Annotated in this window: 16 protein-coding genes; 8 read left to right on the top strand and 8 right to left on the bottom strand. The window is 63.0% G+C overall.

Annotated features, from left to right (window positions below):
* Positions 1 to 158: 158 nt before the first annotated feature.
* Positions 159 to 977 carry an NAD(P)H-binding protein gene (locus tag E3T39_RS12535; protein ID WP_134515742.1) on the bottom strand — a complete coding sequence of 273 codons (819 nt, stop codon included), beginning with the start codon at positions 975 to 977 and terminating at the stop codon, positions 159 to 161.
* Positions 978 to 1058: 81 nt separating this feature from the next.
* On the opposite strand from E3T39_RS12535, the gene E3T39_RS12530 reads away from it, so the two are divergent.
* A complete protein-coding gene (locus E3T39_RS12530) occupies positions 1059 to 1472 on the top strand; it encodes a winged helix-turn-helix transcriptional regulator (RefSeq protein WP_134515740.1) in 414 nt (137 codons plus the stop codon).
* A 93-nt stretch (positions 1473 to 1565) separates the two neighbouring features.
* On the opposite strand, the gene E3T39_RS12525 is transcribed toward E3T39_RS12530, so the two are convergent.
* Positions 1566 to 2456 carry a LysR family transcriptional regulator gene (locus E3T39_RS12525; protein ID WP_134515738.1) on the bottom strand — a complete coding sequence of 297 codons (891 nt, stop codon included), beginning with the start codon at positions 2454 to 2456 and terminating at the stop codon, positions 1566 to 1568.
* Positions 2457 to 2565: 109 nt separating this feature from the next.
* Here E3T39_RS12525 and E3T39_RS12520 point away from each other — a divergent pair, with 109 nt between their 5' ends.
* Genes E3T39_RS12520 through E3T39_RS12510 form a run of 3 tightly spaced genes read left to right on the top strand, consistent with a single transcriptional unit; the run spans position 2566 to position 4911 of the window.
* Positions 2566 to 3555 (top strand): DMT family transporter, encoded by a 990-nt coding sequence (locus E3T39_RS12520; protein WP_166784123.1) that lies wholly within the window; start codon positions 2566 to 2568, stop codon positions 3553 to 3555.
* Between the two features lie 34 nt (positions 3556 to 3589).
* A complete protein-coding gene (locus E3T39_RS12515; protein WP_241979683.1) occupies positions 3590 to 4594 on the top strand; it encodes a hypothetical protein in 1005 nt (334 codons plus the stop codon).
* Positions 4591 to 4911, top strand: coding sequence for a PadR family transcriptional regulator (locus E3T39_RS12510; RefSeq protein WP_134515734.1), 321 nt, complete (start codon positions 4591 to 4593; stop codon positions 4909 to 4911). The genes E3T39_RS12515 and E3T39_RS12510 overlap by 4 nt, the downstream gene beginning before the upstream one ends.
* A 94-nt stretch (positions 4912 to 5005) precedes the next feature.
* On the opposite strand, the gene E3T39_RS12505 is transcribed toward E3T39_RS12510, so the two are convergent.
* Positions 5006 to 5368 carry a cupin domain-containing protein gene (locus E3T39_RS12505; RefSeq protein WP_134515732.1) on the bottom strand — a complete coding sequence of 121 codons (363 nt, stop codon included), beginning with the start codon at positions 5366 to 5368 and terminating at the stop codon, positions 5006 to 5008.
* 249 nt (positions 5369 to 5617) lie between these two features.
* Here E3T39_RS12505 and E3T39_RS12500 point away from each other — a divergent pair, with 249 nt between their 5' ends.
* Positions 5618 to 7141, top strand: a complete 1524-nt coding sequence (locus E3T39_RS12500) for a DUF4389 domain-containing protein (protein WP_241979682.1) — start codon at positions 5618 to 5620, stop codon at positions 7139 to 7141.
* Between the two features lie 45 nt (positions 7142 to 7186).
* Here E3T39_RS12500 and E3T39_RS12495 read toward each other — a convergent pair whose 3' ends face one another.
* From E3T39_RS12495 to E3T39_RS12485, 3 genes are all read right to left on the bottom strand, one after another.
* The gene (locus tag E3T39_RS12495) at positions 7187 to 8089 is read right to left on the bottom strand and encodes a sugar ABC transporter permease (protein WP_134515730.1); all 903 of its coding nucleotides are present in this window, start codon (positions 8087 to 8089) and stop codon (positions 7187 to 7189) included.
* Positions 8086 to 9699 carry an ABC transporter permease subunit gene (locus E3T39_RS12490; protein ID WP_134515728.1) on the bottom strand — a complete coding sequence of 538 codons (1614 nt, stop codon included), beginning with the start codon at positions 9697 to 9699 and terminating at the stop codon, positions 8086 to 8088. The genes E3T39_RS12495 and E3T39_RS12490 overlap by 4 nt, the downstream gene beginning before the upstream one ends.
* 92 nt (positions 9700 to 9791) lie before the next feature.
* The gene (locus E3T39_RS12485) at positions 9792 to 11027 is read right to left on the bottom strand and encodes a sugar ABC transporter substrate-binding protein (RefSeq protein WP_134515726.1); all 1236 of its coding nucleotides are present in this window, start codon (positions 11025 to 11027) and stop codon (positions 9792 to 9794) included.
* 252 nt (positions 11028 to 11279) lie between these two features.
* Between E3T39_RS12485 and E3T39_RS12480 the strand changes: the two genes are divergently transcribed.
* Positions 11280 to 12296: a LacI family DNA-binding transcriptional regulator gene (locus tag E3T39_RS12480; RefSeq protein WP_134515724.1), complete on the top strand. Its 1017-nt coding sequence runs from the start codon at positions 11280 to 11282 to the stop codon at positions 12294 to 12296.
* A 70-nt stretch (positions 12297 to 12366) separates the two neighbouring features.
* On the opposite strand, the gene E3T39_RS12475 is transcribed toward E3T39_RS12480, so the two are convergent.
* Positions 12367 to 12705, bottom strand: a complete 339-nt coding sequence (locus E3T39_RS12475; protein WP_134515722.1) for an MGMT family protein — start codon at positions 12703 to 12705, stop codon at positions 12367 to 12369.
* 18 nt (positions 12706 to 12723) lie between these two features.
* Entirely contained in the window at positions 12724 to 13176 is a 453-nt protein-coding gene (locus E3T39_RS12470) for a GNAT family N-acetyltransferase (RefSeq protein WP_134515720.1), read from the bottom strand.
* 158 nt (positions 13177 to 13334) lie between these two features.
* Here E3T39_RS12470 and E3T39_RS12465 point away from each other — a divergent pair, with 158 nt between their 5' ends.
* The gene (locus E3T39_RS12465; protein WP_134515718.1) at positions 13335 to 14549 is read left to right on the top strand and encodes an NADP-dependent isocitrate dehydrogenase; all 1215 of its coding nucleotides are present in this window, start codon (positions 13335 to 13337) and stop codon (positions 14547 to 14549) included.
* A 96-nt stretch (positions 14550 to 14645) separates the two neighbouring features.
* Entirely contained in the window at positions 14646 to 16595 is a 1950-nt protein-coding gene (locus E3T39_RS12460) for a heavy metal translocating P-type ATPase (protein ID WP_134515716.1), read from the top strand.

The raw sequence follows: 16595 nt of genomic DNA, 5'->3' as shown, positions 1-16595 counted from the left end.
GTTGTTCATGATTCAACCCAACACCCGACCACCGACATTCCCGAGGAAAAATCATGCTTATAAGCGCTAAATCGCCAAAACCCACCAAAAAATACCCAAAAAAATGTTTTCACGGCCGATTGAACCGCTACGGAACCGTGACTGGGACACGCAGGAGATCAGGCAGCAACCTGTTGTTTTTCCAGAACGCGCCGAACGGTTGGTCCGGGAACAGTCGGCCGGCGGCCGAGGAGATCGCCCAGGTCGGTAGTCGTGCGTGAAAGAAAACCGTGTGCCGCGCTCGAGTAGATCGAAAGTAGCATTGCAGGCTGGAAGGGCAGCAGCCCGCTCTCGTCCAGAGCAGCGCGGCGACTGCCGAGAGAAGCTGGGCGGTAAAGTAAGCCGGCCTCCTCGGCGATCTGGCCGGCACTGATCGTATTCGACCCGACCAAGTCGTACACACGATTGATATGGCGCTCGGGTGCGGCTGCCACGATGGCCGCCGCCTCGGCCAAATCTGCGCGAGTCACTACAGCCACAGAGCCGGTTCCAAACGGCGCTGTGACAACGCCGTCGGTCGGTGCGAGCAGCGACCCGAAAAGCTCGGCATAGAGACCATTGCGCAAAATAGTCCACCGCAAAGTACTGCCCTGTATTCGCTGTTCAGTCCAGCGATGCGCGAGCGCGAAGCCCAAATGATCCCCGTCCGTGGCGATGCTGGTGTAGATCAGGTGCTGCACTCCGTCGCGTTCTGCAGCAGCCACGACGTTCTCATGCCGAGCAATCACGACGTCATCTTCGGCATACCCAGCGGAGACCACTACGACCGTGGTAAAACCGGTGAAGTCTAAAGAACCGGGTTCGTCGAAGTTGACGCGTCGTTGTTCGCTGCCCTCGACTGGTCGTCGTGTGCCCGCGATAACAGGCTGGTTCTCGCCGGCCAGTCGCTCGACGATGGCACGGCCCAACTGGCCGGACGCTCCGGTAACCAAAATCATGTGCAAGTCCCCTCGGTGGTTCTGAATAGTAACTAGACTCATCATCGGTAACTTACCGGCACTCCACAAGGAGGCACTTTGGTGTCAGACAGTCACATTCAGGTAACCGCCTCCCTCGATCCCTGCGGCCTGGACGAGCACCCGGACTGCGGAATCCGTGACGTACTGACCCGGGTGGGCGATAAATGGTCCGTCCTCGTCATTGTCGAACTTGCATCGGGTATCCGCCGCTTCCGCGAATTGCAACGAAGCATCGACGGAATCTCGCAACGGATGCTGACCCTCACCGTACGCAGGCTCGAACGCGACGGCCTCGTTACCCGAACCGTGTACCCCACAGTCCCGGCCCAAGTCACCTACGAGCTGACAGTCCTCGGCGCCAGCCTGACCCACCTCGTCAAACAACTCGCCGACTGGTCACTCGAACACCGCGAAGTCATTGCACATTCACGAGCTGACTATGACGCTCAACACCCCGACCATGCGATCCGCTAGAAGTGAAACCTTCCGCGGGACACGAGTTCAGCGTGCGCCGACGTTAACAACACTAGGGCCAGCGCGAAGAGCACCAACGGCCCTGAAGCCTTCCTAAGGCACGATTGAAAGAATTGCCGCGGGGCTTTTCGCGATATCGCGCATGCGTTCAACGCTCGGATGCCATGGACGCTCCGCGGGTCCAGTAAAGACGAGGGTGCGTTCAAGGTATTGTTCGAGCTCGATCATTACGAGGTTTTCGGGGAGCATTGTCAGTGCCAGCGCTGGCATGATCGCCACTCCGAGTCCAGCCGCGATCATGCCTAATAGAGTGCTGGTTTCGTGCACCCTTTGTGCTGGTGCGTAATTGGATCCGGCCATGGCGTGCAGCGTGGTGATCTGAGGTTCACAACCGCTGGTCGAGGTGAGCAGGGGGTCCTCGGCGAGGTCGGCGAGGTTGATGCGTGCCTCCTGGGCGAGCGGATGGTCGGAACGCAGGACTGCACGGAAGTCGTCGTGGGCGAGAATCACAGCGCCATGAGCCGGCGGGTCAGGGTCGACCAGGACAGCAGCATCTACCGCTCCGGACTCGAGCCAAGCTTCAAGTTCGTCGTCACTGCCCTCGAACAGACGCACGTCAAGTCCGGGAAGTTCCGCACGCCATCGGATGAGGAGTTCGGGGACAAGGCGATGAGACGCCGTTACACCAGCCGCGAGGCGGATGGTGCCCACAGCTACCGCGCCGCGATGGCCGAGGATGGTTGCATCGAGCGCTCGCGCGCTGGCAAGAACCCGGCGGGCATGGGCAAGAATCGCCTCACCCAGATCTGTCGACAGGATTGTCGGAGTTCGGGTGACGAGAGGTGCGCCCGCCGCTGACTCCAGCGTGGCGAGCGAATGCGAGACGGCCGACTGGCTCATCTGCAAGGAGTCGGCGGCTGCCCCAAAACTGCCCTCATCCACCACTGCAACGAGAACCTCCATCTGCCGCAACGTCACAGACATAGATCAACTTGACTCATGATGTGATGAGTCAAATGCATTTGATTCATCCTGCGAGCCTAGCTGAGACTGGACAGGACGAAGGGGAAACATGGAATTCAATAGGCGTTCGGTGCCACTGGACAGACGGGGAGTCGCCCTCGGTGCCCAATTTCTGGGGGCCGCGGCGGTGTGGGGGGCGAGCTTTCTCTTTATTAAGATCGCCGTGGACGGTCTTTCCACCGCCCAGGTCGTACTCGGCCGACTTTTCTTCGGGGCTGTCGTACTCGCCATGATCATGCTCGTCACACGGCGACGTTGGCCCCGCGGCATCCGAGTGTGGAGCCATCTGACCGCGATCGGAGCGATCATGTGCGTCGCCCCATTCCTTCTGTTCTCCTGGGCCGCCCAGTACCTGCCGTCGGGGCTGTCGAGCATCTACAACGCAACCACCCCGATCGCCACGATGCTCGTAGCGCTGGCGATCCTTCCTGATGAACGACTCACCAAGGTAAAGGTGGCAGGCATGTTTGTTGCCGCGGGCGGCGTCATCGTGGTCGCGGCCCCATGGGACACCATTGCTGACACCGCCAACGGCATGTTCTTTTGGGCGCAGCTGGCCTGCGTGGGTGGGACAACCTGCTACGGCCTCGGCTTCACCTACACACGAAGATTCCTGCGTAAGTACGACTACGACGCGATCACCGTCTCCGCCTCGCAGATCGGAGCGGGAGCGGCAATAATCCTGCTGCTCACGCCGTTTATTGGTATGAGTCGCGTCTCACTCACTCCCGGTATCGTCGTGAGCGTGGTCGTTCTGGGTGGTGTCGGAACCGGTATCGCCTACGTGTGGTACACCAACGTCATCAATGCCTGGGGCGCCACCAGCGCCTCCACAGTCACCTACCTCACCCCGATCACCGGCATCATCCTCGGAACACTGATCCTTGGGGAGGCGATCGTCTGGAATCAAATCGTCGGCGGAATAGTCATCATCATCGCCATCCTGGTCGGACAAGGACGACTCCGACCGCCTTGCCACTCCCGTGGCGCACTCGTGAACTCGCAAATACACCACGGCCACACGTGTTGCATGCGACGTGATTCGTGTGGTTGTATCTAGATATATTTTCGATCTAGTTAGGACACTACGAATCATGGCAGAAAAAAAGACGTGGCCAGCGACGGACCAAGCGTGGGTAGCGCGCTATCGGGCGTCGATGGTGGGCAAGCATGTGCCGACCATCGCCCTCCAAGAGCGCGAGCGCGAGTTGCTCAACGCGGTCTGCGAAGCCGATTTGCCGGCGGCTGAGCTCTTCGGTGACGCCAACAGGCTCGCGGCAGAAGATGTCACAGAGCTCGCGACCGCTGGTGAAGCGATCCGGACTTCCGAAGGCGGTGGTCTGCGGCCGGCACTGAAGGACGCCGGCGGCACCTTGCTCGGCATCGGTGTCGTCTCGGTGCTACTCATAGCCCTTCGCAATGGCTGGTCTGCTGACATCAGCATCGCGCACCTGTTGGCCGCCGTCAGCGTCGTGGTTGTTTTCGTGGGCTGGGCCGTCGGTCGAGCACTCTTCTCTGCTGGCCGATCCGTAGCGATGACCGGTGCGCTCATGACAGCGGGCATCGTCGCCGTTGCGGGCATCGCCTCGGCAGTTGCCGTGGGCAACGAGTACATCGCGGCCAGCGACGTGCCCGTGCCCGTCCTAGGTCTCGGGCTACTTTTCCCGGGCTTAGTCACGCTGGTGTTGGCGAGTCGGATGCCACAGCAGGTCCTGCGCACGAGCTGGGACGATACCGACTGGCTGCGACGCCTACGGGGCGGTCTGCGAGCGCGACTCGTACCGGCAGCCACCGCCCGGGGCCATGTCGCCGAGATCCAGCAAGCTCTGGGAGCCAGAGGCGAGTCGGCCTACGAGGAATTCGGTCACCCACTCGTGCTGGCTCGTGAACTTGCCGACGCGAATCGAACCTCTCGTTCACGCCGCTGGTGGCTATCGACCCTCGCTGGCACAGGCTCACCGCTCGCTATCGCCGCACTTGTTGTCACGACGCAGAGCTGGGGAGCTCTGACAACCCCGGTGGTGGTCATTCTCCTACTTGGTTCCGTCGCTACCCCTGTCGTGGGCTGGAGCCATCGACCGTGGGTGAAGGAGCAATGAGCACCGCTGCTTGGCAACGCGCCTCAGTGCCGATGCTCATTCTCAACGTGCTTTCGGTCGCACCGCGGCACGGATACGGCATATCTCAGTCTCTCGCCTCGGCGGGACTCCAGCCTATTAAGGGCGCGCAACTTTACCCCGCGCTCGTGCGCCTCGAGGATGAGGGAGCGATCGTCGCACGGTGGGAGCAGAGCGAGTCTGGTCCCGCGCGTAAGGTCTATGAGCTGACGGCCGCCGGGCGTGCGCAGAGGGAAGGGTTGCGCGGTCAATGGTTCGCGTTCATAGACGCAGTGGAAGCCGTGGGCCGCGCGGATTGAGCCGCAATATCCCGAACTCTGACCTGGGCCAGGCGCTCCAACTCGAGATGTGCAGCGAGTTCCGTTCCCCCTTCCTACAGTCGAGTCGGCCAGCTCAATCGGGTAGGGAACTGAGGGGACCGAGGGGCTCGGGGGAGCCGGGGACGAGCGGATTCGGGGCAGGTTCCTTGAGTTCCACGAAAATGGTATGCGTGGCCGTTTCTCCGATGTTCGCACCGGAATGCTCCTGCGCGGGGAGCCACCGGGCCACGCCCTCCGGCAGCTCGAGGTCGACGAATCGACCGCCGGTGTTCAGCCGCCGGGTGAACGCCGTGAGGGTGAACATAACGCTGTCCGGATGCCGATGCGGCGTTGTTTCGTCACCGGACCGGTCGAGGTACTCGAGCACCCGCACCCGCTCGTTTTCAAAGATCACCCGATAGAACTGCGGGTTGGTGACGACCGGATCGCTCTGCATGTCAGCACGGTAGCACCGCGCCGACGGCCTGCACAGCAAACCACAGTCGGGTCTTTGGTCACTGGTCAGGCGTGCGGAGGTGGGGCATGCTGGTGTCGGACTTTCCGTCCCTTGGCATGCACGTTTTAGAAAGGCCGCCAGACGATGAGTAACATGAACCCGCCTACCCGACCCGCGCTGCCCCCTTCCGATTCACCGCCGACAACTCCACCTCCCGTGCGGTCAGGGACACGAACGGGACCGATCATCATGCTCGTTCTGGGCACGGTACTGGGCCTGGTCGGTGCTGGCATGCTGTCCGGGGGAATGGCGCTCGCCGTCGCCACAGCGGCACAGGGGAACGACGGATACTTCACGTCGCAGACCGAGACCTTCACGGCCGATTCCTCCGCGATCACGTCGCCGAATTTTGACGTCGGCAGGGACTTCAAAGTGCCGACCGGAGTCGGATTCGACCTTGCCACACTGCGCCTGCAAGCGAGCAATGTCGCAACCGACCAGGACGTGTTCATCGGCATCGCACCACGCGCCGACGTTGATGCCTACCTCGCCGACGTGAACCACAGCGAACTGCGTGAGGTGCAAACGTCACCGTTTCGGGTCGACTACCTCGACGTTCCCGGCACCCAAACGCCCGCAGCTCCCGCCGACCAGACTTTCTGGGCCGAATCTGCCGCGGGCACCGGTACTCAGGAGATCATCTGGAAACCCGCCGCGGGCGACTGGTCCGTCGTGGTGATGAATGCTGACGCCAGCTCCGGAATCGCGGTGAACCTCGCAGCCGGCGTACACACCGACCTGCTGGGGCCGATAAGCGTTGGGCTCCTCCTGGGGGGTGGCATCCTCTTTCTGCTCGGTGTTCTTCTCGTCGTGTTCGGTGCCATCGGTCTCGGGCGAAGGCTCACGCCGACGCCGCGCGCGCCCGGTGCGCGGGGTGATGCCGGCGCACCCCTGCAGCCGCCCGCCTTTGGCCGAGTGGATGCGACGGGCCCTGTCGCCTCGCAGCCGGTTGCCCTGGCGGCGACCGCGCTGCCGGCATCCGTTTTGGTCGCTGCTGACTCGGTCAAACCCGTGTATCCGGCAGCGCTGACCGGGCACCTCGACCCGGTGCTCTCACGTGGGCTGTGGCTGATCAAATGGCTGTTGGCCGTTCCGCACTTCGTGCTGCTCGCCGGCCTGTGGTTCGCATTCCTGGTCACGACGGTGGTGGCGGCGTTTGCGATTCTGTTCACCGGTCGCTACCCGCGTTCGATCTTTCACTTCAACGTGGGAGTGCTGCGGTGGAGCTGGCGCGTGTCGTTCTACGCCTATTCAGCCCTCGGTACCGACCGGTACCCGCCGTTCACGCTCGCGCGTACCGACTACCCGGCCGACTTCGACGTCGAGTACCCGGAGCGCCTGTCGCGCGGCCTCGTGCTCGTGAAGAGTTGGCTGCTCGCCATTCCGCACCTGGTGTTGCTGACTGTGCTCGTTGGCGGCGGGACGGCCTGGGCCTACCCTTGGGGCGGCGACGGCGGACCCGACGCTGGCGGAACCGACGGAGTGTCGCTCCTGGGTATTCTCGTCGTGGTCGCCGGGGTCATCCTGCTGTTCACCGGCCGGTATCAGCGGCCGCTGTTCAACGTCATCATGGGGGTCAACCGCTGGGTGTTTCGTGTCGTGACGTACACGGCGCTGCTGCGCGACGAATACCCGCCGTTCCGACTGGATCAGGGTCCGACTGAGCCGGCCGCCGAAACCGGCGCTGCCTTGTCCGCCGGGTCGACCCCGTAGATTGTGCCGGGCCGTTCAACTTACCGGGGTTGGACCGGCCGTTCGCTACTTGTCTGACCCAGCGGTGAGGCCGCCCACGATGTACTTCTGCAGGTAGAGGAATAACGCCATCACCGGCAGGGCGGCCAGCACTGCGCCAGCCGAGAAGGCACTCCAGTCGGCGTAGTTCGGGTTGGACACCAGCCGGTACAGTCCAACGGCGAGGGTCTGCTTGTCCGGGTCGATTAGCAGCACGCTGGCGACCACGAAATCGTTCGTCGTCGCGATGAACGAGAGCAGCCCCACCACGGCCAGAATCGGGGCCACCAGCCGCAAAATGATCGTGAAGAAGATGCGCGCGTGGCTCGCGCCGTCAATCTTCGCCGCCTCGTCGATCGAGGCGGGAATCGTATTGAAGAAGCCGTACATGAGATAGGTATTCACGCCGAGCGCCCCGCCGAGGTAGACCATGATCAGGCCAATCTGCGTGTTCAGCCCGATTGCCGGGAACAGATCACCGATCGTGCTCATCACCAGGAAGAGCGCGACGACGGCGAGCAACTGCGGAAACATCTGCACGAGCACGAGGGTGAGCAGCCCAGCGCGTCGCCCGATAAAACGCATGCGCGAAAAAGAATATGCCGCGAGGGCGCCGAGAAACACGGTGAGAATGGACGTAGTGCCGGCGATGAGGATGGTGTTACCAAACCACTGCGCGAACGGCGCGTCCGGCGAATTGAGCATGCGCGCGTACGCCTCGAAGCCGACCCGGGAGAACAGGGCGTTCGACCCGGTAAGCGTGCCCTGCGGATTGAGCGACGCCGACAGCACGTACAGCAGCGGAAAGCCGGAGAACACGACCATGACGATGCCCACCAGATGACGCCAGCCGGTGCGAGCAAACCAGCGCCGAATATTGAACGGACGTTTGAGCGGGATTACCCGCGTGACCCCGTCGACAGACGTCATCGGTTCAACTCCTCGAGTGCCTTGGTCTTGCGGAATGCGACCACGGAGATAACCGCAACCAGAACGAAGATAATGATCGAAAACGCGCTGGCGAGTCCGTAATCGCGCGCTTGACCGGTGAACGCCACCTTGTAAACCATCGAGATCAGGATGTCGGTGGCCCCGACGTTCACATCGGCCGCGGCATCGCGCGGCCCGCCACCGGTGAGCATGTAAATGAGATTGAAATTATTGAAATTATAGGCGAACGACGCAATGAGCAGGGGCGCGACGGAGACGAGCAGAAGTGGCAGCTTGATCAGCCGGAACACCGCCCAGGGCTTGGCGCCGTCGACCGTTGCCGCCTCTTCGAGCTCTGCCGGAATGGATTGCAGTGCCCCGGTGCAGACCAGGAACATATACGGGAAGCCAAGCCACAGATTCACCACGAGAACGCTGATCTTGGCCAACCACTCGTTGGTCAGCCACGGAATCTCGGCGCCGCCGAGCAGAACCTGATTGACAAAGCCGAAGCTTTCACTGAGCATTCCCGCCCAGACCAACGCGGACAAAAACGCGGGAAATGCGTACGGCAAGATCATGGCCACACGATAGAATTTGCGGCCCTTCATGCGCATGTCGTTGAAGACGATCGCGAGGAAGAGCCCGAGGAAGAACGTGGTGGCGACCGACAGCGTGGCGAAGGTGATGGTCCACAGGGTCACGCTGATCAGCGGGGTACGGATGCCTTCCTCGGTGAACGCGCGGGCGAAGTTGTCGAATCCCACGTTGATGCGCCAGCCTGGCAGTATCTCCTCGCCGGCTGCGGAAATGAACGCGCCGTTACCGGTGTCGGAGAAGACAGTGCCGCTTGCGGTATCCGTCATCGTGTCGGCCTGTTCGTCGTAGACGAGGGAGGAGAGATAGAGGTATGCGCTACTCCCGTCGTTGGTGCGCAGGGCGCCGTCGTTCGGATCGTCGGAGAACGGCACCGTCAGGGCCGTGATTTCGGTGGTGCGCGACAGGATGTCCTGAAAGCTGAGGGTCGTGTAGCCGGTGAGACCGACACCCTCGCCGCCGTCGATGGTGGCGTTGTTGACGGGGGACAGCGGGGTGTCGGCCGAACCGAGGCTGACCTCACCGTCGGGGTCGGTGACCAGAAAGCTCAGGGTGCCGAATTGGTCGAGCACGCTCACCGCGTAGGTGGGGGAGTCGGGCACGCGCTCCTGGGCGCTGCTCATGAGTGCCGAGATGGCCTGCGCCTTGTCGCTGTTGTGCCCGGTGCTGTAGTTGGTGAAGCCGATGTAGGCCGTGTAACCGACCACGAAGACCTGAAACACGACGAGAAAGATAACGCCGGGGGTGAGGTACTTGGCCGGTAGCTTGCCGGGGGTGAAATAGATCCAGTTGACGACCAGAGTGACCGCGGCCACGAGCCCGAAGATGAGCCACTGCTGCTGTAGGAACAGGATGAACAGCGCATAGAGGGCGATCGCGTCCACGATGCCGAGGAGCACGATTTTGATCAGGATGGTTTTGAGACCGCCGGACGCCGCCTCGGCCAACATCGCGGCGCGCTGGTGACGCTTCGACGGTTTCGTTGTGCTGGCGTCGGTGTCATCGGTGCGCATAGTTCTGCTTTCAAACGGTGAACGGTTGTCTGGCCTGTGGTCGCCGGATGGGCGGCCACAGGCCATTGGGGTGGCGCGGGAACGTACGCTTTCTAGCCGATAGCGCCCTGCACGTCGGCGGCCAGCTTCTGCCACGTGACGGTCGGGTCTTCGCCGTTGATGACGGCGGCCTGGGCGATGCCCCAGAACTGCCAGACCTGGCCCATGGCAGGGATGGCGGGCATCGGTACGGCCTCCGCGCCGACGGCAGCGAAGCCGGCAACCACGGGATCGCTCGAGGCAGCTTCAACGGATGCCTTCAGCGCGGGAAGCACCTTTCCAGACTCGAACAATGCGGTCTGCACCTCTTCGGTAGCCATGTAGTTGACCAGAAAGTCGTTGGCGGCGACCTTGTTCGCGCTCTGCTCGCTAATGAAGAACCCCTTGACGCCGGCAAAGGGAGCCGCAGTACCCGTTGACGGAGCGGCGATCGGATCGACGGCGAGATTGATGCCGGCGTCGAGCGCAGCGCTGACGTTCCACGGACCGGTCAGCCAGAAGGCTGCGTCGCCGGAGGTGAATGCGGTCTTGGCGATGTCACCGGTGATCTCGGTGTTGAACACCCCGGTACCGTTTTTGCCCTGGCTGGCGAGCCAGCTCGCGAAGGCCTCGCCCCCGGCATTGCCGATCTCCAGCTTCGTGGCGTCGTAACCGCCGGAAGCGTCGGTGCCGAAGACCGGAGCGCCGAAGGAGGTTTCGAAGGGGTACAGGTGGTACGGGTTACCGTCAACGCCCTGCTCAACGAGGAACGGGTAGGTCACCCCTGCGGCCGTGCCCTTGGCAATCATGTCTTCATAGGAGCTGGCCGCCTCGGGGACCAGGTCCGCGTTGCGCAGCAGGGCGAGGTTCTCGACGGCATAGGGCAATTCGTACACCTGGCCGTCGTAGGTGGACGCCGTGATGGCGACGGGGAGGAAATCGTCGGCCTTGTCGCCGAGCTCGATCGGGCTGACGACGCCGTTGGTGACCAGTTCGCCGAGCCAGTCGTGGGCGCCCATGGTGATGTCGGGACCCTTGCCAGTCGGTACCTGCTGAATGAAGTCGTCCTTGAGAGTGGCGTTGTCTTTCGAAACGAGATCGACGTCGACACCGGTTTTTTCGGTGTACGCGGCCGCGGCGGGTTTCAGGGCCTCGACTCGTTCGGCGTCAACCCACACGGTCAGGGTGTTGGCAGACGCGTTATCACTGTTGGTGTTCTCGGACGACGCGGGGGAGCATCCGGCCAGGGCCAGAGATGCGACGACCGCGAGAGCGCCGACTCGGAGCAGGTTCTTGGTATTCACCGTCATTGGTGTGGAGCCTTTCGCAAAATTGTGCCTGCAGCGGTGCAGACCGGCCATTACCGGCTCATGCTGCAAGCGATTGCACGATGAGCCTGCGTCGAGGCTAATGCAAAATGGCGACACTTAGGTCACAAAATGACAACAAACTTGCCATCCCTCGAATCTGGGGCGATTTATTCTGCAATCGCTTGCAGGGTCACAAAAATGTGTAGCATGTCGACTGCGCCACCAACGAGGGGCGGCACGTTTGGGGACTTCATGATCAATATCGCGGACGTCGCTCGTCACGCCGGAGTGTCGACGGCCACCGTGTCACGGGCGCTCAGTGGTGGTCATCATGTGTCGCCGGCCACACGCCTGCGCGTCGAGGCATCCGCTGCCCAGCTGGGATATGTCGTGTCGTCGAACGCCTCCAGCCTGGCATCCGGGCGCATGAAGAACATCGGCGTGGTCGTGCCGTTCCTGAATCACTGGTTTTTCGCGAGTGTCGTCGAAGGTGCCCAACAAGCGCTGCAGCGCCACGGGTACGACCTCACTCTCTACAACCTCACCGGCGGACTCGAGGCTCGCCGCAGCGTCTTCGAACACTTCCTGCTCCGCCAGCGAGTGGATGCTGTCATTGCGGTTTCGCTCGAACTATCCGAAAACGAGGTGGCCCGGTTGCACGCTTTGGATAAGCCCCTCGTGGGCGTCGGAGGTCCGCTCGCCGGCGTTCGCACGCTCACCGTCGACGACCTCGCCGTCGCCCGTCTCGCGACGGAGCATCTCATTGCACTCGGCCATACCCGCATCGCGCACATCGGTGGTGACAAGGCGTTCGATCTGGACTTCAACCTGCCGACCAACCGGCGCTTCGGCTACGAGGCAGCCCTCGCGGCAGCGGGAATTGTGGCGCGCCGCGATGACTTTCGTCCGGCCGATTTCACCACGGCCGGCGGCTATCAGGCAGCCAAGCAGCTGCTCGGTCGGCCGCACGAACGCCCGACGGCTATCTTTGCCGCCTCCGACGAAATGGCCATCGGCAGCATTCTGGCCGCACGCGACCTTGGGCTCGTCGTGCCAGGGGACGTATCGGTGATTGGCGTCGACGACCATGAACTGGCGGATTTTTTCGGGCTCAGCACCGTCGCCCAGTTTCCGCAACAGCAGGGCGAGAAAGCTGTTGAGGTGCTCATGCAAGAACTCCGACCGCACCCGGAGTCGCGCACCGGGCTCAACATCAACATGCCGTTCGAGCTCATCGTGCGGGGCAGCACGGCACGCCCGATGGTGTGACCTGCCCGGCAATTCCGCTCTCGCCGCAATTATTCGACGGGCGGCGGTGCAGTCGACTGCGCCTTGTGCATTACGTGCGCGGCGTCCAGCGGGCAGCAGCGTAGTCGACGCGGTAGGCGGCATCCGGTGTCGCCCGATCCTTGACCGGGCAAAGCAGCGGGGTGCGCTCTGTCTGGTAATGCGGCAGCGCCTGGGCCTCATGCCCGATGGGCGGATGCCCGCCAGCGCGAACCACCCGCCACCACGCCACATCAGAGCCGTAACGAGCCATGACCTGGCCGACGGCACGGGCGGCGTGGGAGCCGAGCTCCGCCGCCACTCCACCGTAGGTCATCACGCGACCCGCCGGGATGGACTCAACCACACCGAGCACCCGCGACACGAAGTCGTCAGGCTCCGGTGTAGTCATGCGCAGACTGAACGCGGCTCAGAGCTTCAGCGAACCAATGACCTCGCCGTACTGGGTCTCGCCGACGTCGACAAAGCCCAGACGGTGAAAGAAAGCCTCCGGGCCATCGGCGCCGGGCTCCCAGATGACATTGACGTGCTCGAAGCCGCGGTCTCGAGCTTCGGTCGCGAGGGCTTCTGCAGCGAACTTACCGACGCCCTTCCCCTGGGTTTCAGCGTTGACGTTGATGCGCCAGATACAGGCGCGAAATTCTTCGTGCTCGGAGCCGGGGTCGAAGTTTCCGTGGATGAAACCAGCGACGACACCGTCGAGGAGCACCACGCGCTGCCACGAGGTGGCCGGGTTGATCACCGAGGCGGCGACCGAATACGAGACCGGCGCAATGAATTGTTCCTGGCCCGGCTTCAGGCTCAGGTTGTTGGCCGCAACGATGTTACGTGCGGATAATTCTTCCAGCGTCAGCTCACCCATGTGATCAGGCTAACGTGCGCTCGGGGTCGCCGGTAGTCGAGCAACGCTGGGACACCGGCTGTTCACTGACGAATTTATCTCGATGTCAAGATAGTTGCGGGTTTCTAGTAGGCTTGTCGATGGTCGTGACGGCCACACGGAATAAAGAGGAGAAATTTTTGTCGAAGATCAAGGTTGAGGGAACAGTTGTCGAGCTCGATGGCGACGAGATGACCCGCATCATCTGGCACGCCATCAAGGAAACGCTTATTCACCCGTACCTCGATATTGATCTCGAGTACTACGACCTCTCCATTCAGAAGCGCGACGAGACCAACGACCAGATCACGATCGACGCGGCCCACGCCATCCAGAAGCATGGCGTCGGTGTGAAGTGCGCGACTATCACGCCCGACGAAGCGCGGGTAGAAGAGTTCGGCCTCAAGAAGATGTGGCTCTCGCCGAACGGCACCATTCGCAACATCCTCGGCGGCACCATCTTTCGCGAGCCGATCGTCATCTCCAACATTCCGCGTCTCGTTCCGGGCTGGAACAAGCCGATCATCATCAGCCGACACGCCTACGGCGACCAGTACAAGGCCACCAACTTTCGTTTCAAGGGCAAGGGCACGCTCAGCATGACCTTCACCCCGCAAGACGGCAGTGAGCCGTCGACGTTCGAGGTGTTCGAGGCTCCCGGCGACGGCGTCGCCATGGGCATGTACAACCTCGACTCGTCGATTACCGACTTCGCCCGCGCCACCCTGGCCTACGGCCTCGAGCGCAACGTGCCGGTCTTTCTCTCGACCAAGAACACCATCCTCAAGGCCTACGACGGTCGCTTCAAGGACATCTTCCAGGACATCTTCGACGCCGAATTCAAGACCGCCTACGAAGCGGCCGGCCTCACCTACGAGCACCGGCTGATCGACGACATGGTCGCCTCGGCCATGAAGTGGGAGGGCGGCTACCTCTGGGCCTGCAAGAACTACGACGGCGACGTTCAGTCCGACACCGTCGCCCAGGGTTTCGGCTCGCTCGGCCTCATGACCAGCGTGCTCTCCACCCCAGACGGCAAGATCGTCGAAGCCGAAGCCGCTCACGGTACCGTGACCCGTCACTACCGTCAGCACCAGCTCGGCAAGCCCACCTCGACCAACCCGATCGCATCGATCTACGCCTGGACCCGCGGCCTTTCGCACCGCGCAAAGCTTGACAACAACGCGGCCCTGGCCGAGTTCGCGTTGACCCTTGAGGACGTCGTCATCAAGACCGTCGAAAGCGGCAAGATGACCAAGGACCTCGCACTCCTGGTCGGCCCGGACCAGGGTTACCAGACCACCGAGGAGTTCCTCGCCTCGCTCGCCGAGAATCTGCAGACCCGCTTGGCGTAGCACTAGCAGCCAAACGAAGGACCTCGACCGTTACTTGGTCGGGGTCCTTCGTTCGTACCCGTGGCGGACCGAGCGCGCACGGGCCAGACTCAGTCCATGACCCGCATCCCGGTTTTCGCGTTGAGGTATCCGACGGTGGCAGTGACGCTTATGGTCGCGCTCCTCGGTCTGGTGTTCTGGGCCTTCGGCGCGACGCTCGCCGTGCAGTGGCTGTTCAGCGGCTACGGTCTCGTCATCGCCCTGCTGGAATTCATCGGGATGGTGCGCCAGCTGTTCCGGGGCGCCTTCGGCGTCGACCTGCTCGCGATCGTCGCGATCGTGGCGACTGTTCTCGTGGGCGAATACGTGGCGACCCTGCTCATCGTGCTCATGCTTTCGGGTGGAGCGGCCCTCGAGGACTTTGCCGCGGGGCGGGCTGCGCGAGAACTCGACGCGCTGCTGAAGCGTGCTCCGCAAATCGCGCATCGCCTCAACCCGGCCTCCGGTGGGGCCGCGAGCGGAGTCACCGACGTGCCGGCCACCGCAGTTGTCGTGGGCGACCTGCTGCTCGTGCGTCCCGCCGAAATCGTGCCGGTCGATGGTCGGTTGCAGAGCGAAAACGCCGCGTTTGACGAGTCTTCGCTCACCGGCGAGAGCCTCCCGGTCGAGCGTATCGTCGGAGATAGAGTGCTCAGCGGGTCCATCAACGGACAAATCGCAGCCACGATGGTCGCTACGTCGACCGCCGCGAACAGCCAGTACCAGCACATAATTGCCCTGGTCGAGGAGGCATCGACGAGCAAGGCCCCCGTGGTGCGCCTCGCTGACCGGTACGCCGTGCCGTTCACCGTGGGGTCGCTTGCCCTGGCCGGTTTCGCCTGGGCGTTGTCCGGCGATCCGGTGCGGTTCGCCGAGGTGCTCGTTGTGGCGACACCGTGCCCGCTGTTACTCGCCGCCCCGGTCGCGTTTATGGGCGGCATGAGTCGCGCCGCTCGGAACGGAATCATCGTGAAGGGCGCCGGTGTACTCGAAGCGCTCTCCCGCGCCCGGACGGTTGTCTTCGACAAGACTGGAACGCTCACCTACGGTACGCCCGCGATCAGCGAGGTGCGCCCCGAGCCAGGATTCACTGCCGACGAGCTGTTGACCCTCGCGGCTTCGGCCGAGCAATATTCGAGCCACGTGCTGGCGGCATCCGTTCTTGAGGCCGCGCAGGTGCGCGGACTCGCTCTGCACACGGCGGACTCGGCGAGCGAGGCCGCGACCTTCGGCGTGGAGGCCCGATTCGGGGCCGGAGTGGTGCGGGTCGGTAAATTATCCTTCATCAACGATGGCACAGCGGATGCGACGGCCACGCACCTCGCCGGCGGCGAGCTGGCCATGTACATCGCCGTCGACGGCCGGTTTGCCGGCAGCATTGTCGCAAGCGACCGAGTGCGGGACAACGCGGGCCAGACGATCGCTGATCTCGCCCGCCTCGGAGTACGAGACAACCTCATGCTCACCGGCGATGCGCGCGCCACCGCCCAGCACGTCGCCAGGCAAGTGGGAATCGTGCACGTGCGAGCTGACTGCCTGCCGAGCGACAAGGTCGAGGCGGTTCGGGCGCTGACCGGGCGGCCGGTGATCATGGTGGGCGACGGCGTCAATGATGCTCCCGTGCTCGCGGTGGCCGATGTGGGCATTGCGATGGGGGCGAAGGGTTCGACGGCGGCGAGTGAATCGGCTGACGTGGTCATTCTGCTCGACGATATCTCGCGCACCGTGCGCGCCGTGCGTATCGGCAAGGACACCGTGCGGGTGGCGCTGCAGAGCATCTGGCTCGGAATCATTCTGAGCGTCGTGCTCATGATCGTCGCTGCATTCGGGGTGATTCCGGCGACTGCCGGAGCCATCAGCCAGGAGGTCGTCGACCTTGTGACCATTCTGAATGCGTTGCGCGCGATCGGTGGACGCCGAGATGCTGCAGCGGCGCGCGGCGCGGCCGTCGGCACGGTGCCAGCGCCGTCAGAAGCGATTGGAAATGCAGACAGACCGGTACGCCCAGTGGTAGACAGACCGGTCTGA

The sequence above is a fragment of the Cryobacterium suzukii genome (assembly GCF_004403185.1).
Taxonomy (GTDB): Bacteria; Actinomycetota; Actinomycetes; order Actinomycetales; family Microbacteriaceae; genus Cryobacterium; species Cryobacterium suzukii.
The sequence above is the reverse complement of the archived record's forward strand: the minus strand, read 5'-3'. Positions and strand labels throughout refer to the sequence as shown.